General features: G+C 69.2%; 20 protein-coding genes and 1 tRNA gene. 8 read left to right on the top strand and 13 right to left on the bottom strand.

Going from position 1 to position 24,331, the window contains the following annotated elements:
• Positions 1–12 precede the first annotated feature (12 nt).
• From uraD to BP68_RS07810, 5 genes are all read left to right on the top strand, one after another.
• A complete protein-coding gene (gene uraD, locus BP68_RS07830; RefSeq protein WP_496370353.1) occupies positions 13–1,785 on the top strand; it encodes a 2-oxo-4-hydroxy-4-carboxy-5-ureidoimidazoline decarboxylase in 1,773 nt (590 codons plus the stop codon).
• A gap of 20 nt (positions 1,786–1,805) precedes the next feature.
• The gene (locus BP68_RS07825) at positions 1,806–3,080 is read left to right on the top strand and encodes a M20 family metallopeptidase (protein ID WP_496370351.1); all 1,275 of its coding nucleotides are present in this window, start codon (positions 1,806–1,808) and stop codon (positions 3,078–3,080) included.
• Between the two features lie 340 nt (positions 3,081–3,420).
• On the top strand, positions 3,421–5,727 hold the full coding sequence (locus tag BP68_RS07820; RefSeq protein ID WP_496370349.1) for an NADP-dependent malic enzyme: 2,307 nt from the start codon (positions 3,421–3,423) through the stop codon (positions 5,725–5,727).
• 95 nt (positions 5,728–5,822) lie between these two features.
• Positions 5,823–6,299 carry a MarR family winged helix-turn-helix transcriptional regulator gene (locus BP68_RS07815; RefSeq protein WP_496370347.1) on the top strand — a complete coding sequence of 159 codons (477 nt, stop codon included), beginning with the start codon at positions 5,823–5,825 and terminating at the stop codon, positions 6,297–6,299.
• A gap of 4 nt (positions 6,300–6,303) precedes the next feature.
• Positions 6,304–7,443, top strand: coding sequence for an FUSC family protein (locus BP68_RS07810; RefSeq protein ID WP_496370345.1), 1,140 nt, complete (start codon positions 6,304–6,306; stop codon positions 7,441–7,443).
• 62 nt (positions 7,444–7,505) lie between these two features.
• On the opposite strand, the gene BP68_RS07805 is transcribed toward BP68_RS07810, so the two are convergent.
• From BP68_RS07805 to BP68_RS07790, 4 genes are all read right to left on the bottom strand, one after another.
• On the bottom strand, positions 7,506–8,753 hold the full coding sequence (locus BP68_RS07805; RefSeq protein ID WP_496370343.1) for an MFS transporter: 1,248 nt from the start codon (positions 8,751–8,753) through the stop codon (positions 7,506–7,508).
• 205 nt (positions 8,754–8,958) lie between these two features.
• Positions 8,959–9,534 carry a YceI family protein gene (locus BP68_RS07800; RefSeq protein WP_496370341.1) on the bottom strand — a complete coding sequence of 192 codons (576 nt, stop codon included), beginning with the start codon at positions 9,532–9,534 and terminating at the stop codon, positions 8,959–8,961.
• Between the two features lie 59 nt (positions 9,535–9,593).
• A complete protein-coding gene (locus BP68_RS07795; RefSeq protein ID WP_496370339.1) occupies positions 9,594–10,175 on the bottom strand; it encodes a YceI family protein in 582 nt (193 codons plus the stop codon).
• Positions 10,176–10,227: 52 nt separating this feature from the next.
• Positions 10,228–10,794 carry a cytochrome b gene (locus BP68_RS07790; protein WP_496370337.1) on the bottom strand — a complete coding sequence of 189 codons (567 nt, stop codon included), beginning with the start codon at positions 10,792–10,794 and terminating at the stop codon, positions 10,228–10,230.
• A gap of 260 nt (positions 10,795–11,054) precedes the next feature.
• On the opposite strand from BP68_RS07790, the gene BP68_RS07785 reads away from it, so the two are divergent.
• From BP68_RS07785 to BP68_RS07775, 3 genes are all read left to right on the top strand, one after another.
• Positions 11,055–11,744 (top strand): DUF3334 family protein, encoded by a 690-nt coding sequence (locus tag BP68_RS07785; protein WP_496370335.1) that lies wholly within the window; start codon positions 11,055–11,057, stop codon positions 11,742–11,744.
• Positions 11,745–11,963: 219 nt separating this feature from the next.
• A tRNA-Ser gene (locus BP68_RS07780) sits at positions 11,964–12,051 on the top strand.
• 215 nt (positions 12,052–12,266) lie between these two features.
• Positions 12,267–13,079, top strand: coding sequence for an IclR family transcriptional regulator (locus tag BP68_RS07775; RefSeq protein ID WP_496370333.1), 813 nt, complete (start codon positions 12,267–12,269; stop codon positions 13,077–13,079).
• A 19-nt stretch (positions 13,080–13,098) separates the two neighbouring features.
• Here BP68_RS07775 and BP68_RS07770 read toward each other — a convergent pair whose 3' ends face one another.
• From BP68_RS07770 to BP68_RS07730, 9 genes are all read right to left on the bottom strand, one after another.
• Positions 13,099–13,977 carry an alpha/beta fold hydrolase gene (locus BP68_RS07770; RefSeq protein WP_496370331.1) on the bottom strand — a complete coding sequence of 293 codons (879 nt, stop codon included), beginning with the start codon at positions 13,975–13,977 and terminating at the stop codon, positions 13,099–13,101.
• Positions 13,978–14,029: 52 nt separating this feature from the next.
• Positions 14,030–15,184 (bottom strand): ABC transporter substrate-binding protein, encoded by a 1,155-nt coding sequence (locus BP68_RS07765; RefSeq protein WP_496370329.1) that lies wholly within the window; start codon positions 15,182–15,184, stop codon positions 14,030–14,032.
• 34 nt (positions 15,185–15,218) lie between these two features.
• Complete coding sequence (locus tag BP68_RS07760; protein WP_496370327.1) at positions 15,219–17,399, bottom strand: 3-hydroxybutyrate oligomer hydrolase family protein; 2,181 nt, start codon at positions 17,397–17,399, stop codon at positions 15,219–15,221.
• A 51-nt stretch (positions 17,400–17,450) separates the two neighbouring features.
• Positions 17,451–18,518 carry a branched-chain amino acid ABC transporter permease gene (locus tag BP68_RS07755; protein ID WP_496370325.1) on the bottom strand — a complete coding sequence of 356 codons (1,068 nt, stop codon included), beginning with the start codon at positions 18,516–18,518 and terminating at the stop codon, positions 17,451–17,453.
• 156 nt (positions 18,519–18,674) lie between these two features.
• Positions 18,675–19,733: a branched-chain amino acid ABC transporter permease gene (locus BP68_RS07750; RefSeq protein ID WP_496370323.1), complete on the bottom strand. Its 1,059-nt coding sequence runs from the start codon at positions 19,731–19,733 to the stop codon at positions 18,675–18,677.
• Entirely contained in the window at positions 19,730–20,461 is a 732-nt protein-coding gene (locus tag BP68_RS07745; protein WP_496370321.1) for an ABC transporter ATP-binding protein, read from the bottom strand. Before BP68_RS07745 ends, BP68_RS07750 begins: the two co-directional genes overlap by 4 nt.
• The gene (locus tag BP68_RS07740; protein ID WP_496370319.1) at positions 20,458–21,222 is read right to left on the bottom strand and encodes an ABC transporter ATP-binding protein; all 765 of its coding nucleotides are present in this window, start codon (positions 21,220–21,222) and stop codon (positions 20,458–20,460) included. Before BP68_RS07740 ends, BP68_RS07745 begins: the two co-directional genes overlap by 4 nt.
• Before the next feature lie 81 nt (positions 21,223–21,303).
• Entirely contained in the window at positions 21,304–22,503 is a 1,200-nt protein-coding gene (locus BP68_RS07735) for a substrate-binding domain-containing protein (protein WP_496370317.1), read from the bottom strand.
• A gap of 204 nt (positions 22,504–22,707) precedes the next feature.
• Positions 22,708–24,228: a sigma-54 interaction domain-containing protein gene (locus BP68_RS07730; RefSeq protein ID WP_496370315.1), complete on the bottom strand. Its 1,521-nt coding sequence runs from the start codon at positions 24,226–24,228 to the stop codon at positions 22,708–22,710.
• Positions 24,229–24,331 lie beyond the last annotated feature (103 nt).

Here is a 24,331-nt window from a genome sequence, read left to right as displayed (position 1 = left end):
AGGACAAACCCCATGGCCCTGACACTGGAGCAACTGAACGCCGCATCCGCCGCCGAGGCCGCGCGCATGCTCGACGGCCTGTACGAGCATTCCCCCTGGATCGCCGAGGCGGCGCTGGCCCGGCGCCCCTTCACCTCGCTGGCCCAGCTCAAGTACGCCCTGGTGCAGGTGCTGGCCGGCGCGCCCGAGCAGGCCCGCCTGGACCTGATCCGCGCCCACCCGGAGCTGGCCGGCCAGGCCATGGCGGCCCAGTCGCTCACGGCCGAATCCACCCGCGAGCAGCACACCGCCGGCCTGACCCAGTGCACGCCCGAGGAGCTGGCGCGCATCCGGCAGCTCAACGCCGACTACCACGCCCGCTTCGGCTTTCCCTTCGTGCTGGCCGTGCGCGGCCCGCGCGGCGCCGGCCTGCGCAAGCAGGAGATCATCGATACCTGTGCGCGGCGCCTTGCCAACCACCCGGACTTCGAGCGCGCCGAGGCCATCCGCAACATCCACCGCATCGCCGAGATCCGCCTCAACGACCGGTTCGGCCATGCGCCCGCGCTGGGCAACGACGTCTGGGACTGGCAGGAACAGCTGGCCCGGCACTCGGACCCCGGCTTTGCCGAAAAGGGCCAGCTCACCGTCACCTACCTGACCGATGCGCACCGCGCCTGCGCCGCGGACATCGGCCAATGGATGCGCGACTGCGGCTTCGACGACGTCCAGACGGACGCCGTGGGCAACGTGGTGGGCCGCTACCACCCGGCCACGCCCGGCGCCCGGTACCTGATGACCGGCAGCCACTACGACACCGTGCGCAACGCCGGCAAGCACGACGGGCGCCTGGGCATCTTCGTGCCCATGGCCTGCGTGCGCGAGCTGCACCGCGCCGGCAGGCGCCTGCCCTTCGGCATCGAAGTGGTGGCCTTCGCCGAAGAGGAAGGCCAGCGCTACAAGGCCACCTTTCTGGGCTCGGGCGCGCTGATCGGCGCCTTCAAGCCCGAATGGCTGGACCAGAAGGACGCCAACGGCATCGCCATGCGCGACGCCATGCGGCAGGCCGGCCTGCGCATCGACGACATTCCCCAGCTCAAGCGCGATGCGGCGCAGTACCTGGGCTTCGTCGAGGTGCACATCGAGCAGGGCCCGGTGCTCAACGAGCTGGACATTCCGCTGGGCGTGGTCACCTCGATCAACGGCGGCGTGCGCTACGTGTGCGAGATGCACGGCATGGCCAGCCACGCCGGCACCACCCCCATGGACCGCCGCCGCGACGCCGCGCTGGGCGTGGCCGAGCTGGCCCTGTACATGGAACAGCGCGCCGCGCAAGACGGCGACAGCGTGGCCACCATCGGCATGTTGCAGGTGCCTGGCGGCTCCATCAACGTGGTGCCCGGCAAATGCAGCTTCAGCATGGACATGCGCGCCCCCACCGACGCCCAGCGCGACGCCATGGTGGCCGACGTGCTGGCCCAGCTGGACGAGATCGCCCTGCGCCGCGGCCTGCAGTCCAAGGCCGAACTATCCATGCAGGTGGCCGCCGCCCCCAGCGACCCCGCCTGGCAGCAGCGCTGGGAAAAGGCCGTCGCCGCACTGGGCCTGCCCGTGTTCCGCATGCCCAGCGGCGCCGGCCACGACGCCATGAAGCTGCACGAAATCATGCCCCAGGCCATGCTGTTCGTGCGCGGACTCAACGCCGGCATCAGCCACAACCCGCTGGAATCCACCACCAGCGACGACATGCAGCTGGCCGTGGACGCCTTCAGCCATGTGCTGCAGCAACTGGCGTCGCACGCCTGACCCCGCCCCCGAAAGCCCCCATGCCCCAAGACCGCCAAGCCACCTACGCCGCGCTGGACGCCTGGATCGACCAGCACTTTGACGAACAGGTGCAGTTCCTGCAGGCGCTGGTGCGCGTGCCCACCGACACGCCGCCCGGCGACAACGCGCCGCATGCCGAGCGCACGGCCGCACTGATCCAGGCGTTCGGCTTCAAGGCCGAGAAGCACGCCGTGCCAGCGCAGGAGGTGAAGGACTACGGCATGCAGTCCATCACCAACCTGATCGTGCGCCGCCCCTACGGCCCCGCGGGCTCGGGCCGCACCATCGCCCTCAATGCCCACGGCGACGTGGTGCCCCCCGGCGAGGGCTGGTCGCACGCCCCCTACGGCGCCGAGATCGTGGACGGCAAGATGTACGGCCGCGCCACGGCCGTGAGCAAGAGCGACTTTTCCACCTTCACCTTCGCCGTGCGCGCGCTGGAGGCCGTGGCCAGGCCGACCCAAGGGGCGATCGAACTGCACTTCACCTACGACGAGGAGTTTGGCGGCGAACTGGGCCCCGGCTGGCTGCTGAAGAACGGCCTGACGAAGCCCGACCTGATGGTGGCCGCCGGCTTCAGCTACGAGGTGGTGACGGCCCACAACGGCTGCCTGCAGATGGAGGTCACCGTGCACGGCAAGATGGCCCATGCCGCCGTGCCGCACACCGGGGTGGACGCACTGCAGGGCGCCGTGGCCCTCATGAACGCGCTGTACGCCGAGAACGTGGCGTACCGGCAGGTGCTGTCCCAGATGCCGGGCATCACCCATCCGTACCTGAACATCGGCCGCATCGAGGGCGGCACCAACACCAACGTGGTCCCGGGCAAGGTGGTGCTCAGGCTGGACCGCCGCATGATCCCCGAGGAGAACCCGGCCGAGGTGGAGGCCCGCATCCGCACCGTGATCGCCCAGGCCGTGGACGCCTTCAACGCCCAGCGCGGCTACGCTGGCGAAGACGCCGTGCGCGCAGACATCAAGCGCCTGCTGCTGGCCCAGGCCATGACGCCGCTGGCAGGCAGCCAGCCCTTGGTGGACGTCATCCAGAAGCATGGCGCGGCCGTGTTCGGCGAAAGGCCTCCGGCCGTGGGCACGCCGCTGTACACCGACGTGCGCCTGTACGGGCAGCGCGGCATTCCCGGCGTGATCTACGGCGCCGGCCCGCGCACGGTGCTGGAGTCGCACGCCAAGCGCGCGGACGAGCGCATCGAGCTGGAAGACCTGCGCCGCGCCACCCAGGTGATCGCCCGCAGCCTGGCCGACCTGCTGGGCTGAGCGCCGCCACCGCCGCCCCGCGGATACCCCGCACGGTTCCAACCCGGCCCGAATCCGGTATCCTGCGGGGCATACGCCACCACCGTGGATTTGAACGTTTTTCCGCACCGCCAGCCGCGACACCTCTGCGGCTGTCGGCGCCACCGGCGGCCGATGCGCACAGAGCATCCCGCCGCCCCGGCCTTCCATCCGAAGGCACACGCCCCGAGCACCGAAAGGAGCCGGGGCGTTTTGGTCTTGTACCGAGCACGCCTATTGCATGCCGAACGTCCGCCCTGGCGTCAGCATCAAGTAAGCTAGCCCGGCGTTTTACCTAGAGCATCTGTAGTACCACTTTCGTATGACCCAGCCCCTGACCGCCGCCGAAGCCGCCCTGCGCGAAGCCGCGCTTGAGTACCACCGCAACATGACCCGCGGCAAGATTGCCGTGACGCCGACCAAGCCACTGTCCAACCAGCGCGACCTGTCGCTGGCCTACTCGCCCGGCGTGGCCTATCCCTGCCTGGACATCCAGGCCGACCCGGCCAAGGCGTTCGACTACACCTCGCGCGGCAACCTGGTGGGCGTGATCACCAACGGCACGGCTGTGCTGGGCCTGGGCGACATCGGCCCGCTGGCCGGCAAGCCGGTGATGGAGGGCAAGGGCTGCTTGTTCAAGAAGTTCGCCGGTGTGGACGTGTTCGACATCGAGCTGGACGCGCGCGACCCCGACAAGATCATCGAGATCGTCGCCGCGCTGGAACCCACGCTGGGCGGCATCAACCTGGAAGACATCAAGGCGCCCGAGTGCTTCTACATCGAGCGCGAGCTGAGCAAGCGCATGAACATCCCGGTGTTCCATGACGACCAGCACGGCACGGCCATCATCTCCAGCGCCGCGCTGCTCAACGGCCTGGAGCTGGTGGGCAAGCAGATCGACGCGGTGAAGGTCGCCGTCTCGGGCGCCGGCGCCGCCGCCATCGCCTGCGTGGACGTGATGGTGGGCCTGGGCGTGAAGCGCGAGAACGTCTTCATGGTCGACTCCAAGGGCGTGATCTACGAAGGCCGCCCCGGCGGCTACGACGAGTCCAAGGCCCGCTACGCCCAGAAGACCGAGGCCCGCACCCTGGCCGACGTGGTCAACGGCGCCGACGTGTTCCTGGGCTGCTCGGCCCCCGGCGTGCTCACGGCCGACATGGTCAAGACCATGGCGGACAAGCCCATCATCCTGGCGCTGGCCAACCCCGAGCCCGAAATCCGCCCCGAGCTGGCCAAGGCCGTGCGCCCGGACTGCATCATCGCCACGGGCCGTTCGGACTACCCGAACCAGGTCAACAACGTCCTGTGCTTCCCGTACATCTTCCGCGGCGCGCTCGACTGCGGCGCCACCAAGATCACCGAGGCCATGAAGCTGGCCTGCGTGCGCCAGATCGCCGCGCTGGCCAAGGAGAACATCAGCGAGGAAGTGGCCGCCGCCTACGCCGGCAAGGAACTGTCGTTCGGCCCCGACTACCTGATCCCCACGCCGTTCGACTCGCGCCTGATCCTGAAGATCGCGCCCGCCGTGGCCCAGGCCGCGCTGGAGTCGGGCGTGGCCACGCGCCCCATCACCGACATGGAGGCGTACAAGGAAAGCCTGTCGCGCTACGTCTACCAGACCGGCATGCTGATGCGCCCGGTCATCAACGCCGCCAAAGCCCTGCCCGCCGAGCAAAAGCGAGTGGCCTACGCCGACGGCGAGGACGAGCGCGCGCTGCGCGCGGCGCAGATCGCCATCGACGACGGCATTGCCCGCCCCATCCTGATCGGCCGCCCGGCCGTGATCCAGGCGCGCATCGACAAGGCCGGCCTGCGCATGCAGCCGGGCAAGGACGTGGAGATCTGCGACCCTTCCGACGACCCGCGCTTTCGCCAGTACTGGGAGCACTACCACCAGCTCATGAAACGCGACGGCGCCACGCCCGAGGTGGCCAAGGCGGCGGTGCGCCGCTCCAACACCATCATCGCCTCGCTGATGGTCAAGCTGGGTGACGCCGACGCCATGATCTGCGGCCTGGTGGGCACCTACGAGACGCACCTGGAACGCATCCACAGCATCCTCGGGCGCGAGCCCGGCGTGGCCCAGTACGCCGCGCTGAATGCGGTGATGACCAACCAGGGCACGCTGTTCATCGCCGACACCTACGTGAACGAGAACCCCTCGGCCGAAGAGCTGGCCGACATCGCCTGGGCGGCGGTGCAGGAGGTGCGCCGCTTCGGCATTCCGCCCAAGGTGGCCTTCCTGTCGCACTCCAGCTACGGCTCGTCCAAGCGCGCCTCGGCCCGCAAGATGCGCGAGGCGCGCGACCTGTTCGTGGCCCGCCACCCCGAGATCGAGTGCGACGGCGAACTGCACGGCGATGCCGCGCTCGACCCCAAGATCCGCAGCGCCTACCTGCCCGACGCCACGCTCACCGGCTCGGCCAACCTGCTGATCTGCCCGAACATCGACGCCGCCAACATCCTCTACAACGTGCTCAAGACCACCGCCAGCGGCGGCGTGACCGTGGGCCCGATCCTCATGGGCGCGGCCGGCACGGCCTACATCCTGACGCCGGCCGCCACCGTGCGCCGCGTGCTCAACATGACGGCCCTGGCCGTCGCCAGCAGCGCCGCGCGCCGCAAGTAAGCGCCTGGCGCAGCGGGGCCGCATGCCTGCAACGGGCATGCGGCCTTTCTTTTGGATAAATCATTTGAATTCAAATAATTTGCCAAAATAACTACATGCCAGCCCATGCCTCCTCCGATGCCTCCCTCCCCACCGACCCCAAGCGCCTGCTGGGGGTGCAGCTGGTGGGCCTGGGGCGGCGCTGGCGCAAGACGCTCGACACCCAACTGGCCGCCGAGGGCCTGAGCGACGCCGTCTGGACGCCGCTGGTGCATTTGCTCCACCTGGGCGACGGCATCTCGCAGACCGAGCTGGCGGCGGCCGTGGGGCTGGACGGTTCCAGCCTGGTGCGCCTGCTGGACGCGCTGGTGGCCCAGGGCCTGGTCGAACGCCAGGCCCATGCGAGCGACCGCCGCATCAAGCTCGTGCATCTCACCACCGCCGGCAAGCGTACGGCCCGCAGCATCCAGCAGCGTCTGGCCGCCATCGAGGACACGCTGCTGGCCGACCTGGACGACGCCACGGCTCACACCCTGCTGCAGGCCTTTGGGCAGATCGAGGCGCGCATCGCCACGGCCCAGCGCAAGGACTGATGCCATGCCCCTGAACGCCCGTCCCCCGCACACCGGCTCGCACAGCCGCGCCCTGCGCCACATGGCGGCGCCCGCGCGGCTGCGCGAGAGCCTGGCCCTGCAGCGCCCTCCCTCGGTGCGCAACGCCACCGTGGCGGGCGCGCAGGTTGCGCTGGCCGTGGTGCTGGTCGCGGGCCTGCTGCATGTCTCGCCCTGGGCCCACATGGCCGGCTTTGGTGGCCTGGGGGCCCTGGCGGCGCTGTTCGGGCGCTTTGCGCCGCCGGCGCACCGCCGGCATGTCGTGCTCATGGCCGGCGGCCTGCTGGTCATGCCGGTGGCGCTGCTCTCGCTGCTCGCCTGGCTGGGCCTGGGGCCCGTGGCCATGCTACTGGCCCTGTCGGCCATGGCGGGGCTGCTGGCGTCGCTGGCCCACCGGGCGCAGCTGGGCGCGCCGGGCGCGGTGATCTTCATCTTCGCCGCCAGTGCCGCGATCGGCCCGTTCGGCGGCCCCCTGGTACTGGCCGAGCGCACGGGCGCCACCGCCCTGGGCGTGGCCGCCGCCTGGCTGCTGTACCTGCTGACCGATCGCCTGCGCGACCTGGACGTGGCGCCGCCCGCCTCCGCCGCCGTCCATGCACCGGACGGCATGCACGCGCCGAAGCCGCTGGCGCCCGGCTACGCCCCCGTGCAGTCAGTACGCGTGGCGCTGTGCGCCGCGCTGGCCGCGCTGCTGGCGCATGCCGCGGGGTGGGCGCACCCGGCCTGGGCCGCGATCGGCGCGGTGGCCGTGCTGCAAGGAGCCCACCTGCCGGGCACGGTGCACCGCGGCTGGCAGCGCACGCTGGGAACGGTGATCGGCGCGGGCATCGCCTGGGCCATCCTGTCGTCCGCGCCCTCGTTCGGGTGGCTGCTGCTGGCCGTGGCGGTGCTGCAGGTGCTCACCGAGGTGGTGATTGGCTTCAACTATGCGCTGGGCCAGATCTTCATCACCCCCATGGCGCTGCTGATGACCAGCATGGCGCACCACGGCGAGGCGGCGGAGATGGCCCTGTCGCGCATCTTCGACACCACCCTCGGCGCGGCCGTGGGCATCGTGCTGGCGCTGGTGCTGTCGTCGCTGGACGAGCGGGTGCACCTGGCGCGCCACCATGGCAGTGCGCATTGAATCAAGACAAAATCAGCCCCAACCGCCCACCAGACAAACGCCAACAGCTACGTTTTTGATAGCTATTGCGTGACCAGCCCCGGGCGCGCGCGCCGGTCGCTGGCCAGCGCCGCGGCGTACACGGCCAGGCCACCCAACCCCAGCAGCGCCCCGACCCAGCCGGTGGATGTCCAGCCACCGCCCGCGGCGATGGCCAGGCCGCCCAGCCAGGCACCCAGCGCATTCGCGGCGTTGAAGGCCGAATGGTTGAGAGCGGCGGCCAGGGTCTGCGCGTCCCCGGCGACATCCATGAGCCGGATCTGCAACGCCGGCCCGATGGCCACCACCGTGCCCAGCAGGAAGACGGACGCCGCCGCCGTCACCGCATGGTGCGCCGCCGCAACGAACACCACCATCACGCCCACCGACCACAGCAGCAGCTTGCCCACCGTGGGCATGAGCGCCCGGTCGGCCATGCGCGAGCCCACCAGGTTGCCCGCCACCATGCCCAGGCCGAACAGGGACAGCGTGAACGGCACCAGCGCCGGCGGCATGCCCGCCACCTCCAGCAGCGTGGGCTTGATGTAGCTGAACACCGCAAACATGCCGCCAAAGCCGATGGCGCCGATGCCCAGCGTGAACCACACCTGTCCCCGCGCCAGCGCCCCCAGCTCGCGCCACGGGCTGGCACCCTGCGGCGCCGGCATGTCGGGCACCCAGCGGCGCATCATGAACACCGCCGCCAGCGCAATGGCCCCCACGAACACGAAGGCCGCGCGCCAGCCCAGCAGGCTGCCCAGCCCCGCAGCGATGGGCACGCCCACCAGCGTGGCGCTGGTCAGCCCCAGCATCACCCAGCCCACGGCCCGCGCCCGCTGGCCCGGCCTCGCCAGTGCGGCGGCCACCAGGGCGGCCACGCCGAAGTAGGTGCCATGCGGCAGGCCGCTGACCAGGCGCAGCAGCCCCAGTGATGCATAGCCCGGCGCCAGCGCCGACGCAAAGTTGCCCAGGGCATAGACCACCATCAGCGCCATCAGCAGCGCCCGCCGGCCCCAGTGCGCCGCCAGCACGGCCAGCACCGGCGCCCCCACCACCACGCCCAGCGCATAGGCGCTGATCACATGGCCGGCCTGCGGAATGCTCACATCCAGGTCGCGGGCCACCTCGGGCAGCAGGCCCATGATGACGAACTCCCCGGTGCCGATGGAAAAGCCCCCCACGCCCATGGCCAGCACGGCGCGGACCAGCGTGCGCTCATCCGCCGGGCCACGTGCCGGCGCATCGACGGGGTGGGTCGCGGGCGGAGTGGAGGGTGCGGCAGAGACGGTCATGGCATGGCAAAAAACAAGGGAAAACCCCAGGGCGCGCGACCATAGCACGCACGCGCTTGCCACGCAGGCGCGTGGGCTTGGGCTGGGTGCCTGAGCGCTGACGCGCTCGCCCCCTGCGCAAAAAAAGGGCTGGCGCCCCATGGCGCCAGCCCTTGAACGATGCGGCGCAGGCCTGCACGCGCAGGCGCGGCGCCGGCCTGCCGGCTTACTGCTTGACGGCCTCGATCTGCGCCACGATGCGCACGTTCTTGGGGAAGCCGTACTGCACGCCGTAGTCCATTCCGAAGGCGGTGCGGTCGATGGTGGTTTCGAAGTCGCCGCCGCACACCTCGCGCTTGAGCATGGGGCTGTCGTAGCAGGCGAACTGGTTGGCCTTGAAGGTGACAGGCTGGGTCTTGCCCTTGATGGTCAGGTTGCCCGACACGGCCGTGACCTTGTCGCCCTCGAACGTGAACTTGTCGCCCACGAACTTGGCCGTGGGGAACTGAGCCACGTTGAAGATGTCCGCGCTTTGCAGGTGCTTGTCGAACGGCGCCGTGCCCGTGTTGATGGAGTCGATGTGCAGCGTGAGCTCCACCTTGCCGGACTTGGCGGCCTTGTCCAGCTGCACCGAGCCTTCCTTCTTGTCGAAGCGGCCGCGGTTCACGCTGGCGCCGAAGTGGCTGATCTCGAACGTGGCAAAGGTGTGCGTCGGGTCCACGGCATAGGTGGCGGGCTGGGCCTGCACGGCACCGGCGGTCAGGGCGGCTGCGGCCGCAATGGCCAGGAAGGTGGAACGCATGGGTGGTTACTCCGTAAGGTGTGATGAAAAGAAAAGGGACTGCAAGGGCCTGAAGAGGCTCAGAACTTGGGAACGCCCGTCAGGGCCAGCTTGAACTTGACCTGCACCTCGTCGGCCACCATGGACGTGTCCGCCCACTCGTTCTCGCCGATCTTGAAGGCCAGGCGCTTGATGGCAAAGCTGCCGGCAGCCGTGGTGGTGGCGCCGCTTTGCGTGAGGGTGACGGGCACCACCACGTCCTGCGATGCGCCCTTGATGCTCAGCTTGCCTGCCACCTCGTACTTGCCCGCGCCCACGGCCTTGATGGCGCCGGACTGGAAGGTGGCCTTCGGAAACTGGGGCACGTTGAACCACACGGCCTTGGGCAGCTCGGCGTCGGTTTCCTTCACGCCCAGCGTGGCGCTGCCGGTATCCACCGTGAACGCCACCTTGCTCGTGGCCGGCTTGGCCGGGTCGAGCGACACCTGGGCGTCGAACTTCTTGAACTTGCCCTCGACGGGCACGCCCATCTGCTTGCTGACGAAGGCGATCTCGCTCTGCTCGGGCACCAGTTTTTGCTGTGCGAAGGCGGCACCCGCGTTCAGCAGGGCGGCGCCGGCCAAGGCCATGCCGGCCAGGCGCGGGAAGGTGAATTGCGTCATGGTGGTTTGCTCCATCCGTTGAACGATAAGAAATTGGTGTGCCGTCGCGGCCTCAGCCGCGGCCGGGCAGCATGCGGCCAATCAGGCCGTCACGGTCGATGAGCTGGTGCTTGAGAGCGGCGGCCACATGCAGCGCCACCAAGGTGGCCAGCGCATAGGCCGTCAGCTCATGCCAGGGCTTGATGGCCTCGGCCAGTGCGGGGCTGGCGGGCACGAAGTCCGGCAGCGGCACCATGCCCAGGAAGACGATGGAGAAACCCGCGGCCGAGCTGTAGGCCCAGCCCACCAGCGGCACGATGAAGAACAGCGCATACAGCAGGTGGTGCACGCCATGGTGGGCCAGTTGCTGCCAGCGCGGCATGGTGGACTGCACCTGGGCGGGCAGAGCCGGCGGCCGGTGCGTGATGCGCCACACCAGGCGCAGCGCCGACAGCGTGAGCAGCGCCACACCGGCCCACTTGTGCCAGTTGTAGAGCTTGAGGCGCTGGGGAGAGAACGGCAGCCCGGTCATGTACCAGCCCACGCAGAACACGGCCACGATGGCCAGGCCCAGGACCCAATGCAGGGCGATGGCGGTTGCGCCATAGCGGGCGGCGCGTTGCGTGGTGGCAGTGCTCATGAAATGCGTGTGCTGAAGGCGGCAAATGAAACCTCGTGAGAGGGCTTGGACGGGCCGCCACGCAGGCGGCAGCTCATCACGCCGTGCAGTCTAGAGTGGCCTTCATGCGCAAAGTTTCAATTGAATTCACGTGTCACTTCAAAATTTATGAACAACAAAGAGCGGGGATGCGACTCCCGCCCGGCTTTGCACGCGGCGCGCACCCGCCGTGTCATGATTCGCCATGTGCAGCCCTGCCTGCATTCCCTTCCTGCAGCCCCATGACCTCTCCTGCCACTCCCGTCGTCTACGGCACCGAAGACGTGCTGACCTCCCTGTGCAACTCCGTGACCCGCGTGCTTTCGGTCGCCACCCAGGGGCCCGTGCATTACTCGGGCATGGTGCAGCGCATCACCAAGACCTGCCTCAAGCCAGACATCGGCTGCTTCGTGCTGTTCGACGGCGGCTTTTCCGGCCTGGTGATCATCAACTTCTCGGCGGCAGCGGCCATGGAGATCTATGAGCGCTACATGCTGAGCATGGGCATGTCGGCCGACGACCTGGCCAGCGCCTTCACCTCCGACGAAGTGAGCAACGTCATGGGCGAGCTCATGAACCAGGTGGTGGGCGACTTCACGGGCAAGGTGCGGCGCGAACTGCAAACCCACATCACGCAGAACCAGCCCAAGATGCTAGTGCTGAACCAGCAGGTCATGTTGAGCGTGGACGCCAACCTGGACCAGCCCGAGGCGCGCCGCGTCACCTTCTATACCGGCAACAACAACATCTTCTACCTGGAACTGGCGATCGACCGCACGCAGTTCATCAAGCTCTACGACTTCGAGCCGCAAGAGGCCCCCGACCCCGACGCCCTCATGGCCCAGGCAGCGGCAGCCGCCCCGGCCGCTGCACCAGCCGCATCGGCCTCCGACGCGGACACCGAGGCATTGCTCAAATCCCTGGGCATGTAGGCCGAATCATCAAAAACAATAGCAGTCTGCGCTTGTCCCAAGGGCGCCCTATGCACATAAGGCCCCTGGCGGCCCCGCCTGGGGCCGCTTGAAAGAGACGGGCATGGAGAACCGCGCAGGAGCCCGAAAGAGGCGCGGCGCCCGCGTAGAATAGGCCCCTTCTCGGAGCCTGGGGAGGCCGCCACATGGCGTGACTCTCCGGTCACGAAGACCAATGCAGGAAGCGTGGCAGAGTGGTCGATTGCACCGGTCTTGAAAACCGGCGACGGGCAACCGTCCGTGAGTTCGAATCTCACCGCTTCCGCCAGAAAGCAAACAAACCAGCGCCCCCCGGGGCGCTTTTTTGTTGTGTCGCCACGGTGCGGCCTCGATTTGCCTGGGCCCAGGCCAACGCCTGTGCAGTGAATGGCGATCCCTCGCATCGCAGACAAGATTGGCGGTTCGGCCCGGGTATCGTGCCGTGCGCTTCTGCGACGATTTTCATTATCTAAAATGGGGGGCTTAGAAACTGCCTGCATCGTCATGAAGAAACGCCACCCGGACGTGCCCGCCAAACCCAGCGTTCAGGTGCTGGAGCGCATGTTCCAGCTGATCGACGTGCTGGCCTCCCGCGAAGAGGCCATATCCCTCAAGGAAATCAGCGAAAAGACGGGGCTGCACCCGTCCACCACGCACCGCATCCTCAACGACCTGACCATCGGCCGCTTTGTCGACCGGCCCGAGTCGGGCAGCTACCGCCTGGGCATGCGCCTGCTGGAGCTGGGCAACCTGGTCAAGGCCCGCCTGAGCGTGCGCGACGCCGCCATGGCGCCCATGCGCCAGCTGCACAAGCTGATCCAGCAGCCGGTGAACCTCAGCGTGCGCCAGGGGGACGAAATCGTCTACATCGAGCGCGCGTACAGCGAACGCTCGGGCATGCAGGTTGTGCGCGCCATTGGCGGCCATGCGCCGCTGCACCTCACCTCCACGGGCAAGCTGTTCCTCGCGGCCGACGACCCGCAGCGCGTGCGGGCCTACGCCACGCGCACCGGCCTGCCGGGCCATACGCGCAACAGCATCACCCAACTGCCCATGCTGGAGCGCGAGCTGGGCAAGGCGCGGCAGTACGGCATTGCGCGCGACAACGAGGAGCTGGAGCTGGGCGTGCGCTGCATGGCCGCTGGCGTGTTCGACGACCAGGGCCAGCTTGTGGCCGGCCTGTCGATCTCGGCCCCCGCCGACCGACTGGACGAAGGCTGGCTGCCCAAGCTGCAGGCGACAGCGGGCGAGATCTCGTTGGCGCTGGGCTACTCGGCCGGCCTGCGCACGGCGCTCAACGGCCCGCTGAAGTCCTGAACCCGCGCCCCCCGCAGCCTCAGCCCTGGACCGGCCGGCCCTGCAGGAAGCGCTGCACCCAGGCCAGTTGGTCCGGCACGTTGAGCGCGGGCGCATGGCCGCAGGCCGGCACCTCCACGACCTGCAGCAGCCCCCGCGCGCCGGGGCCGCGCCTGCGCATCTCCGCCACCACCTCGGGCAGCACCAGATCGGACTCGGCCCCGCGCAGGCACAGCACCGGAATGTCGAGAAGGTCGTAGTGCTGCCAGACCAGGTAATCGTTCTCGTGCCGCGTGAACTGCTGGACCATGGCCGGGTCGTAATGCGGCGTGACGCGCCCATCGGGCAGGCGGCGCATCGATGTCTCCGTCAGCCGCCGCCACTGCGCGTCGCTGAGCCAGCCAAAGGGCGCGTAGGTCTGGCGAAAGAAGGCCTCCAGTTCCAGCATGGTGTCGAACACCGGCGGCCGGCCCGCATAGGCCTTGATGCGCTCCAGCGCCGGGGCGGCCAGCTGCGGCGCGTTGTCATTAAGTACCAGATGCGTGATGCGCCCGCGCAGCCGCGGCGCCAGCAGGCCCGCGGCGCAGACGGTGCCGATGGCGCCGCCCATTGACGTGCCCACCCACTGGGCCTGGGCCACGCCCAATTGATCCAGCAGGTCCTCCACCAGGCGTGCATAGAAGGCCAGTGTGTATTCGCTGTGCGGGTCGCGGCTCCACTGGCTCAGGCCACGGCCCAGCGTGTCGGGGCACAGCACGCGCCAGCCCTGCCCTGCCAGGTGCGCGGCCAGTTCGTCCATGTCGCGGCCGGTGCGCGCCAGGCCGTGCCAGGCCACCACCACGGGGGCGCCCGGCTCGCCCCAGTCCGTCAGGTGGATTTCATAGCCGGCGCAGCGGACGTAGCGCGAGGTGAAGGACATGGTGAAAGCCTGTGCGTTGGAACGTGAAAGCCCTGTGCTGCGCGGGCCGCGCTCACTTCATGAGGCGGCCGCTGCCACCGATCACCGTGACCTCGACGAAGCGCGAGCCCACGCGGTTGTCGGGCCCGTAGCCCATGGTGATGCCGCCCAGGTCGAAGCCGTGCAGCGATTCGAGCGCGCGCAGCACGCGGGCCCGCGTGGGCCGGGGGCCGGCCCGGCGCAGGGCCTCCACCAGCACCTTGGCGCCCAGGAACAGCTCGAAGCTGGTGTAGTTGACCTCGGCCTCGGGCGCATATTGCTTGAGCAGCTGCTGGTACTCGCGCACCGCCGGCAGCTGCGGGCGGTACGGGTAGGGAACCACCTGGCTGATGGCCAGGCCATGGGCGTTCTTCAGGCCGGCCAGCTTCACGATCTCGGCCGGGTCTACCACCGAGATGTTGAACAGCCGCGCACCGCCGCCCTGTTCTCGGTAGCGCTTGACGAAGGCCGCCGCCGGCTTGTTGATGGCGATCATGATCACGGCCTGCGCATCCGTGGCACGGATGGCCTGCACCGCCGCATCCACCCGGTCGGTGTTGCGCTCGTAGCCGGCCGCGGCCACCAGCTGGAGCTGGCGCCGCGCCAGAGCGGCCTCCACGCCCGCCAGCCCCGCCTTGCCAAAGCCATCGTCCTGGTACATGACGGCGATGCGCGTGATGCCCAGCGTGACGAGCTGCTGCACCATGTGCTCGGCCTCGTCGGCATAGCCCGCGCGCACATGGAAGATCCAGGGATTGAACGGGGTGCGCAGCGCCTCGCCGCCCGTGTAGGGCGCGACCAGCGCGGCGCCGCCGCGCTCGAGCACCTTGTCCGACAGCAGCTGTGCCAGATTGGCGGTGCCGGCAAAGCCGAACAGCGCCACCACCTCCGGGCGGTCCAGCATCGCGCGCGTGTGGCGCACGGTGTCCTCGACCTTGTAGCCGTCATCCACCACGGCCTGGCGGATCCGGGCTCCGTGCACCCCGCCCTGGTCATTCACCCAGTCGAAGTAGATCTTGCCGCCCAGCACCATCTGCTCGCCGGTGGAGGCAAGCACGCCCGACAGCGGCGCCACCTGGCCCACCACCACCTCGGCGGCCGGGTTGGCCAGGGCCCGGCCCGCGAGAGCGCACAGCGCAAGCGCCGCCAGCAACCGCTTGCCATAGTGACTCCAAGCACATGTCTTCATGGAAGTCTCCTCGCGGATCGGGCCGTGCATCCGCTCAGCGCGGCACGGTGATGGACGTGCCGGCAAAGCCGATCTGGTCGCCGGCCACCGGCGCCATCGCAAACGGCGGCACGTTGGCGGCCGTGATGGCCGGCGCCGCGCCCGCGGCCCCACCGCGCGGCGTGGTGCGCACCACCTGGCTGGCGGGCAGCGCACCACCGCTCTTCAGGTGGGCCCACATCACGTCCATGGCCTGGTTGAAGTACGGGTGCAGCGGCACGAAGCGCGAGTCGAAGCCGCCGAACGGCAGGAAGCCATCGAAGTGCTGGCCGTTCAGGATCTCGATGTAGCGCAGCTGGGTGGATGCACCCTCCACCGAGCGGTTCAGCGCCGCATAGGCCCGCGCGTTGTTGTTCACCGGCACCAGCGCGTCGCTGCGGCCCGCCACGACGATGGTCGGCTTGCCGCGCAGGTTGGCGTTGACCAGCACCTGCGCCACGCCAGCGCGCACCGCGTCGCTCTGCGCCTTCGTCGGCGTGCTGGCGGCCGTGAGGGCCACGCCCGTGACCGGGTCCTTGCCGCTCACCAGCGCGTGCTGGCACAGGGCGTTGTCCAGGCCCAGGTCGGCCACGCCGGTGGAAGGCGACACGGCGAACTGCCAGGCCTTGGCCCCGCCGACCGAGTCGTTGTAGACCACCGCAGCCGGTGCGCCATTGGACGTGCCGTTGGCCGTGGCAAAGCTCTGCGCGAACGCCGTCGCCGACGCCGCCACCACGTCGCCCGTGGCATTGACCGCCGCAAAGCTGGTGTTGCACAGGTTGGCCTCCACGCCAAAGCGGCCGTAGGCCATGGTGTACATGGCCGACAGGATGGGGCCGTTGCCCAGCGCGTAGTGGGCGTTGTGCATGGTGTCGTGCTCGGCCGTCCAGCCGTAGGCGCGCAGCTTGGCCAGTGCGTCGGCCGCGCGCTCCGCCGTGGTGGCGCCGCTGACCAGGCCCTTGGCGGCCAGGCCGTCGCAACGCGCCGTGGCGCGGGCCGTCATGCCGGTGAGGGCAATGTAGTTGTAGATCGACGTCTCGCCGATCGCGGCATCGGCCGCCAGCGCCGCGCAGGGCTGGTAGATGTTGCCCCAGGTGGTGTATTCGGCCAGGGGCTTGCCGTAGCCGGCCACGGGTGCGCCGTCGAACTGGATGCCGTAGCCCGTGGTGGTGGCGATCTCGGTCACGGGCTCGGAGGCCACCACGCCGTCGATGAGGCCGTCGCTGTCCAGCTCGGCCGCACGCAGGGACGCCGCACCGCCGTTGGACACCGAGCCCGCGATCACCAGCGTGTTGGCCTTGGTGAAGGGCACGGGGTTGTCTGCCGTGCCGTAGCGCGCGTTCAGCACATACAGCGCGTAGCGGCCCGCGGCCAGCGTGTCGCTGCCCCAGTCCTTTTCCGGGTTCTGCTGCGAATGCGCGTGCTTGATGGCGATGCGGTTGGGAAAGGCCGCGTTGTAGGCGGCGCGCGCGGCGTCCGTCAGGCTGGCGGCGAAGAAGCCCAGGGCGCCCGCCGCGGTGCGCGTGGCGCGCGTGCCGTCCACCTTGTTCACCGTGTCGTCGGTCAGGTTGTGCAGGCCCACGCCCTTGCCCGCATCGGTCAGCGCCACGGCGCAGCCCTTCTTCAGGCCCCACTCGGCCGCCGAGCCGATGGCTCCGTACACGCCGCGCGACCCCGACGAGGGGCCGAGCACCACGCAGGGGTTGGCGGTGCTGAAGCTGTCGGGCACCTGCACGGCGATCACCGTCTGCTTGCGGCCCGAACCATCGTCGAGCACGGCCAGGTGTTCACGGCCCGGGATCAGCCCCTCGCCCCCGGTCACCTGGCCCTGGGCCGTGACGTTGGGGCCGTAGAGCGTGCCATAGCCGCCCTTGGCCGAGGGGTCCACGATGCCGCGGTAGTTGGAGAACAGCGCATTGCGGCGCAGCTCCGCCACCGTGGGATTGGCCGGGTCGGCATAGGCCGGCGCGGCCGCCGCGCCCAGGCCGGTCTTGCCGATGCCGCCTGTCAGCAGGTCCTGCGTGGCCGCCGTGGCGCCCGTCCCCACCGTGGTGGCCGGGTAGACCGTGGCACTGATCTCCTTGATGCCCTGAGGCAGATCATTGGATGGACCCGACCCGCCGCCGCAGGCCGCCAGCGTGGCCCCGGCCAGGGCCATCAGCACCCAGCGCACTGTCGCTCGATCATTCACTCGCATGTTGTCTCCTAGGTTTTTTGGTAATGCCAGTACGAGAAAAAGCGCACCCCTTCAGGGGCGGGTGCGCGGGGAACGCAGGCGCCCCACCACGCCGGTGGGGAAGTAATAGACGGACAGGACGAACAGCAGGCCCAGCCACAGCAGCCAGCGGTCGGGCGACAGCAGCGTGGCCAGCCACGGCAGGCCGGCGGCGGCTTCCGCGCCGATGCGCAGCAGGTCCTGCAGGTAGCTTTGCGCCACCACGAACAGCACCGAGCCGATCACCGCGCCATAGACCGTGCCCATGCCGCCGATCACGACAATGAGCAGGCAGTCCATCATGATCTCGAAGGACAGCGAGGTGTCGGGCCCGTTGTAGCGCAGCCAGAGCGCGAGCATGGCGCCGGCAGCGCAAGCGAACAGCGCCGACAGCACGCTGGACGTGGTGCGGTACACCACCACGCGGTAGCCGATGGCCTCGGCGCGGAACTCGTTTTCGCGGATCGCCTGCAGCACGCGGCCGAAGGGCGAGTTCACGATGCGCAGCAGCGCCAGCACCAGCACCACGGCCGCCGCGAACAGCAAGTAGTAGGTGACGATGCGCCCGTCGATGAGCAGGCCCAGCACCTCGTCCTCGAAGGGCTCGAAGCTCGGCGACAGCAGCTCGGGCAGCTTGAAGGTCAGGCCGTCCTCGCCGCCCGTCCAGTGCGACAGCTGCGAGGCCAGCGTCTGGAACGCCGCCGCCACGGCCAGCGTGATCATGGCGAAGAAGATGGCGCGCACGCGCAGCGAAAACAGCCCGATGGCCAGCGCCAGCAGCAGCGACAGCACCAGCGCCCCGCCCAGCCCCGCCGCCAGCGCGCCCCAGGTGGCGCCCAGGCGGCTGGTGGCGATGGCGATGCCGTAGGCGCCGATGCCGAAGAACATGGTGTGCGCGAAGCTCACGATGCCGGTGTAACCCAGCAGCAGGTCGAAGCTGGCCACCAGCACCACGAACACCAGCACCTTGGCCGCCACGTTGAGCGCCTTCACGCCGGGAAAGACGAAGGGCGCGGCCGCCAGCCCGAGGAAAACGGCCATGAGCAGCACCGCCAGTATGCGGCTGCGCGGGTAGTCGCCGGAGAGAAGTCGGTTCAACATGCGAATCTGTCTTTCAAGGTCCCTTGGCGCTACGCGCTGGCCCCGGCGTCTGGCACTGGCGCATCCCAGGCCAGCAGCCGCCGTGCAAGGGCCGCCCCGCCGCACGGGCGGCGTCCCCCTTCCAGGGGGAAGGCGCGAAGCGACTCAGGGGGTATTTCATCTGTTCGCCACCGGGTACACGCCCTGCGGCCGCCACAGGAGCACCGCCACCATGAGCGCGATGTTGGAAAACAGCGCCACCTTGGGCACCAGGAAACCCGTGTAGTTGGCCATCAGGCCCACCAGCAGCGCCCCGATCAGCGCCCCGCCCGTGCTGCCCAGCCCGCCGATGATGATGACGATGAAGATCAGCACGTTGACCTGCGCGCCCATCTGCGGCACCACGTTCTGCTGGTACAAGCCCCACATCACGCCGCCCAGGCCGGCCAGCGCGCTACCGGCCACGAACACGCCCACGAACAGGCGGCGCACGCGGTAGCCCAGGCTCTCGACCATCTCGCGGTCCTGCACGCCGGCGCGGATCAGCAGGCCCAGCTTGGTGCGCGACAGAATGAAGGCCAGCAGCGCGAACACGCCCAGGCCCACGCACACGGCGAGCACGCGGTATTTCTCCACGGCGACATCGCCGATGAGCCACGATCCGCGCATGCCGCCCGGCAGCGGCAGCGGGATCTGCTGCGGCCCCCAGATCACCTTGATCAGCTCCTCGCCGATGATCATGCCGCCCATGGTGATCAGGATCTGCTTGAGGTGCTGGCCGTACACGGGCCGCACGATGCAGCGCTCGAACGCCAGGCCGATCGCGCCCGCCACCAGCATGGCGACGACCATGGCCGGCAGCACGGCCAGCAGGTTGCGCCACAGCGCGGTGCTCTGCGTGTAGTCGCCCATGGCGCCCAGCACGCTGGTGGCCACGAAGGCGCCCAGCGCGATGAACACACCATGGCCGAAGTTCAGCACGTCCATGAGACCGAACACCAGCGTGAGGCCCGAGGCGATGATGAAGATGATCATGCCCATGGCCAGCCCGGCCACGGTAAGCGTGAGCCAGGTGCTGGCCGACCCGATGAAGGGCAGCACGATGAGCGCCAGCAGCGGCACCAGGGCGATGGGCTTCCAGTCGATGTCGCGGAGGGCACCCAACGCTTCACTATTGATAGCTGCTTGCGCTTGATGGACGGGCGCTACGGCCTGATTTTGCTTGAATCCGCTCATAGTGCCAGCCCCAGCAGCGAACGCTGCAATGCCTCGTCCTCGGCCAGCGCGGCCATGGGCCCGGCGTGCACCACCACGCCGTTGTCCATCACCGCCACCCGGTCGCCCAGGCGCTTGGCGAAGTGGATGTTCTGCTCCACCAGCAAGATGGTGGTGCCGCTTTGCTTGAGCTGCGCGAAGGCGTCGATCATGTTGTTCACGATGGCGGGCGCCAGGCCCTTGCTGGGCTCGTCCACGATCAGCAGCGCGCGCGGCTCCACGATGGCGCGGGCCACGGCCACCATCTGCTTTTGGCCGCCGCTGAGCTTGCCGGCCGGGTGGTTCCAGAACTTCTGCACAGCGGGAAAGAGGCCGAAGATCCACTCCAGCCGCGCCTCGTCCATCCGCGCCGCGGTGCGCGCGCCGCGGGCGGCCAGCAGCAGGTTCTCCTGCACCGTGAGGTCCGCGAAGATGCCCATGTTCTCGGGCACGTAGGCCACGCCCAGCTGCGCGATGCGCGGCGTGTGCAGGCGCGTGATGTCCTGCCCGTCGAAGGTGACGCGGCCCTGGCTGGCCTGCCACAGGCCCATGATGGTGCGCAGCGTGGTCGTCTTGCCCGCGCCGTTGCGCCCCAGCAGCAGCGTCAGCTCGCCGCGCGGCACCGTCAGGTCGACGCCGTGCAGGATGTGGTACGCGCCGATGTGCGTGTGCACGCCGGACAGCTCCAGCAGATTCGCCCCGGCGCTCATGCGGCCTCCTTGGCGGTGCCCAGGTAGGCCTCCTGCACGATGGGCGAGGCGATCACCGCCGCCGGCTCGCCGTCGGCCACCAGCGCGCCGTTGTGCAGCACGATGATGCGGTCGGCCAGCTCGCGCACCACGTCCATCTTGTGCTCCACGAGCAGGATGGTCTTGCTCCTGTCCTTCTTGAGCGCGCGGATCAGGTCCAGGATCACCGGCGCCTCGTCGTGGCTCATGCCGGCCGTGGGCTCGTCGAACATGTAGACCTGCGGCTGCAGCGCCATGAGCAGCGCCACCTCCAGCTTGCGCTGGTCGCCGTGCGGCAGGCTGGCCACGGGCGTGTCGTGCCGGTCCATCATGGCCACGGCGCGCAGGATCTCCTGCGCCCGCGCGGTGAGCGCGGCATGGTCGCTCCAGATGCTCCACAGGTTCAGGCCGCGGCGGTGCGGCCCGTCCTGCGCGGACTGCACGGCCAGGCGCACGTTCTCCAGCACCGACAGGTGCGGAAACAGGTTGGTGAGCTGGAACGCCCGGCCCAGGCCGGCGCGCGTGCGCGCCGAGGGCGGCAGGCCCGTGAGGTCCCGCCCGTTCAGCGACACGCGGCCCGCCGTGGCCTTGAGCTGGCCCGAGATCAGGTTGAAGTACGTGGTCTTGCCCGCGCCGTTCGGGCCCACGATGGCCGTGAGCGTGCCCGGAGCAAAGGCGCAGGTCACCGCATTCACCGCCACATGGCCGCCGAAGCGCACGGTCAGGTCCTGGGTTGCAAGCATTTTCTAAGCCAAACAAGCCCTCAGCGCTTATTAGGAAAGCGCCAACAGCTATTAAATAAATAGCAAATAAATCAGGACAGATCAGCGCTTGTTGCGCACCGGCACCTGCATCTCGTCGGGCTTGATCTCGCGCACCAACTCCGGCACGCCCCAGGCGAAGGCCGGGTCGTTCTTGATGCGGAAGTGGTACATGCTCTGCAGGGCCTGGTGGTCCTCGCGCCGGAAGGTCATGGTGCCCTTGGGCGTGTCGAAGCTCATGCCCTCCATGGCCTTGATGAGGGTGTTGCTCTTGGTGTCGCCGTTCGTCTTCTTCAGCGCCGTGACGATGGCCATGGCCGCCGAGAAGCCGCCGGCGGTGAAGAAGTCCGGCGGCGCCTTGTACTGCTTGTAGTGCATGGCCACCAGCGCCTCGTTCACCGGGTTCTTGGGAATGCCGAAGTAGTAGTAGGTGGCACCCTCCATACCCGGCATGCCCTTGAAGGCCGCCATGGCCGGCAGGATGTTGCCGCCGGTGGCGATCTCGATGCCGTAGCGCTTCAGGTCCATGTCGTTGATCTTGAACGGGTTGCCCGCGCCGGCCCACAGCACCCAGATCACCTTCTTGCCCGGCTGGTCCTTGAGCTTGTCGATCAGGCGCTGCGCGCCGGCCGTGAAGTCGGTGGTGGCCGCGGGCAGGTACTCCTCGTGCGCCAGCCTGGCGCTCTTGATCGCGTCCTTGAAGGCCTTCACGCCGTCGCGGCCAAAGGCGTTGTCCTGCGCCAGCGTGGCGATGGTGGTGCCCGCCCGGTCGATGGCCACGGCGTTGCCGACGGCGTCCTGGCTGGAGTTGCGGCCGGTGCGGAAGATGTACTTGTTCCACTTGTCGCCGGTGATCGAGTCGGCCACGGCGGGCTCGACGATCAGGATCTTCTTGTACTCCTCGGCCACCGGCAGCATGGCCAGCGCCACGCCCGAGGCGCTGGGGCCCACGGCCAGGTCGGCCTTGTCGTCGGAGTACGCCGTCGCCAGCTGGCTCTTGCCCAGGTCGGGCTTGCCCTGGTCGTCCTTCTCGATCACCACCAGCTTGCGCCCCGCCACGGTCATGGTGCCGCCCGTGGCGTATTCCAGGCCCATCATCAGCCCGGCCTGGGTCTGCTTGCCGTAGGCCTCCAGCGGCCCGGTCTTGCTGTAGACATGGGCGATGCGGATGTCGGACTGCGCGAAGGCGGCGGGTGCGGCCAGGGTGGCTGCCAGGACTGCGGCCAGGCCGGTGGCGCGGGCCGCGAAGCTGCGACGGTGCATGGGGTCTCCTTGATCGTTATGCCTTCCCCCCCATTGCATGCACCGTGCCAGGGCGCGCCAGCGGCGCACATGGTCGCCGGCAAGCGCCTGCGGCGTCAGTTCGGCGTCAGTTCAGGCCGGCATCGGCCCGCCACCTCGCCCTTCATCTTGGATTTGCATAAATTTCAGACAAATTGATTGCCTGAAGTTCAGACATTTGCCTGATTATTTGTCAGGGTTTCCATCCAGGCTGTCCATGCGCTCGTAGAGCGTGGCGCGCGAGATGCCCAGGTGCCGCGCCGTCGCCAGCTTGTTGCCGCCATGCAGCGCCAGCGCGGCGCCAATGGCGCGGCGCTCCAGCTCGGCCACCTGCACGGCCAGCGGGCGCAGCAGCCCGGCCTCGTCGTCGCCCGCCGGGCCGCCGGGGCCCGTGTCGGTGGCGGGCGCGGCCGGCTCCACGCCGCTTGCGCGCAGCACGTCCTTGAGCTGCTCGGCGTCGATGGCCAGCGTCTCGCTGCGCATGGCGGCCTGCTCCAGCACGTTGCGCAGCTCGCGGATGTTGCCGCGCCAGGCCTGGCCCGCGAGCAGGGCCAGCGCATCGGGCAGCAGCTCCGGCGGCGCCGTGCCGTTGCGCAGCGCCAGGTCGTCCGCCAGCGCCTCGATCAGGGCGGGAATGTCGGCGCGCCGCTCGCGCAGCGGCGGCACGCGAATGGGCAGCACATGCAGGCGGTAGAACAGGTCTTCGCGGAACAGCCCCTCGCGCACCAGCGCACCCAGGTCGCGCGAGGTGGCGGCCACCACGCGCACGTCGAAGGGCACGAGCTGGTTGCTGCCCAGGGGCTCGATCTCGCCCTCCTGCAGCGCGCGCAGCAGCTTGGCCTGCAGGCTGGCGGGCATGTCGCCGATCTCGTCGAGGAACAGCGTGCCGCCGTCGGCCAGCTTGAACTTGCCCTCGCGCCCGCGCGTGGACGCGCCGGTGTAGGCGCCCGGCGCCACGCCGAAGAACTCGGCCTCCAGCAGGGTGTCGGGCACGGCGGCGATGTTCACGCTCACGAAGGGCCCGCCCGCGCGGCCGGACGCCGCATGGATGGCATGCGCCAGCAGCTCCTTGCCCGTGCCGGTCTCGCCCAGCAACAGCACGGGGCTCAGGGACTGCGCCGCGCGGCGCGCCTGGCGCTTGACCTCGGCCGCCGCGGGGCTGGCCCCCACGAAGCTGGCGAACGTGTGCTTGGCCCGGCGCACGCCGGCCCCCGCCGGCGGCAAGCGGCTGCGCTGCGCCGCCAGCTCGCGCCGCGCGTCGTCCAGCTCGCGCTGCATCTGCGCGAACTTGGCGATCAGCGGCTGCAGCGTCGTCTCCGGGTGGTCGAACAGCACGATGCCGATGCCGCCGATCACCGCGCCCGCTTCGTCGAGCAGCGGCAGGCGGCTGACCACGAACGTGCCCGCCTTGTTGGTCAGCAGATCAACCAGCACCGGCTGGCCCGTCTCCAGCACGCGGCGCATCTGGGTGTTGGGGATCACCTCCTCCACCATGCGGCCCACGAAGTCGTCCACCGACTGCACACCCAGCGCGGGCAGGAAGCGCCGGTAGCCCTCGTTGACCCAGACGATGCGCCCGCGCAGGTCCATGAGGAACATGCCCTGGCTCACGCTGGAAAAGAGCTGGAACATCGAGCGCGCGGCCAGCTCCAGGATGCCCTGTGCATCCATGGGCAGGGGCGAGGCGTCGTGGGTGTTCAGCGGCATGCGCACATGGTAGCGGCCGCGCCGGGGGCCCAATTCATTCAAATGCGAATTGTTATTATTTGAGTGCTACACTCGCGCCCTGCGAGCACCAGCCCTGGTGGGG

It is taken from the genome of Diaphorobacter oryzae DSM 22780 (assembly GCF_059568935.1).
The sequence above is the reverse complement of the archived record's forward strand: the minus strand, read 5'-3'. Positions and strand labels throughout refer to the sequence as shown.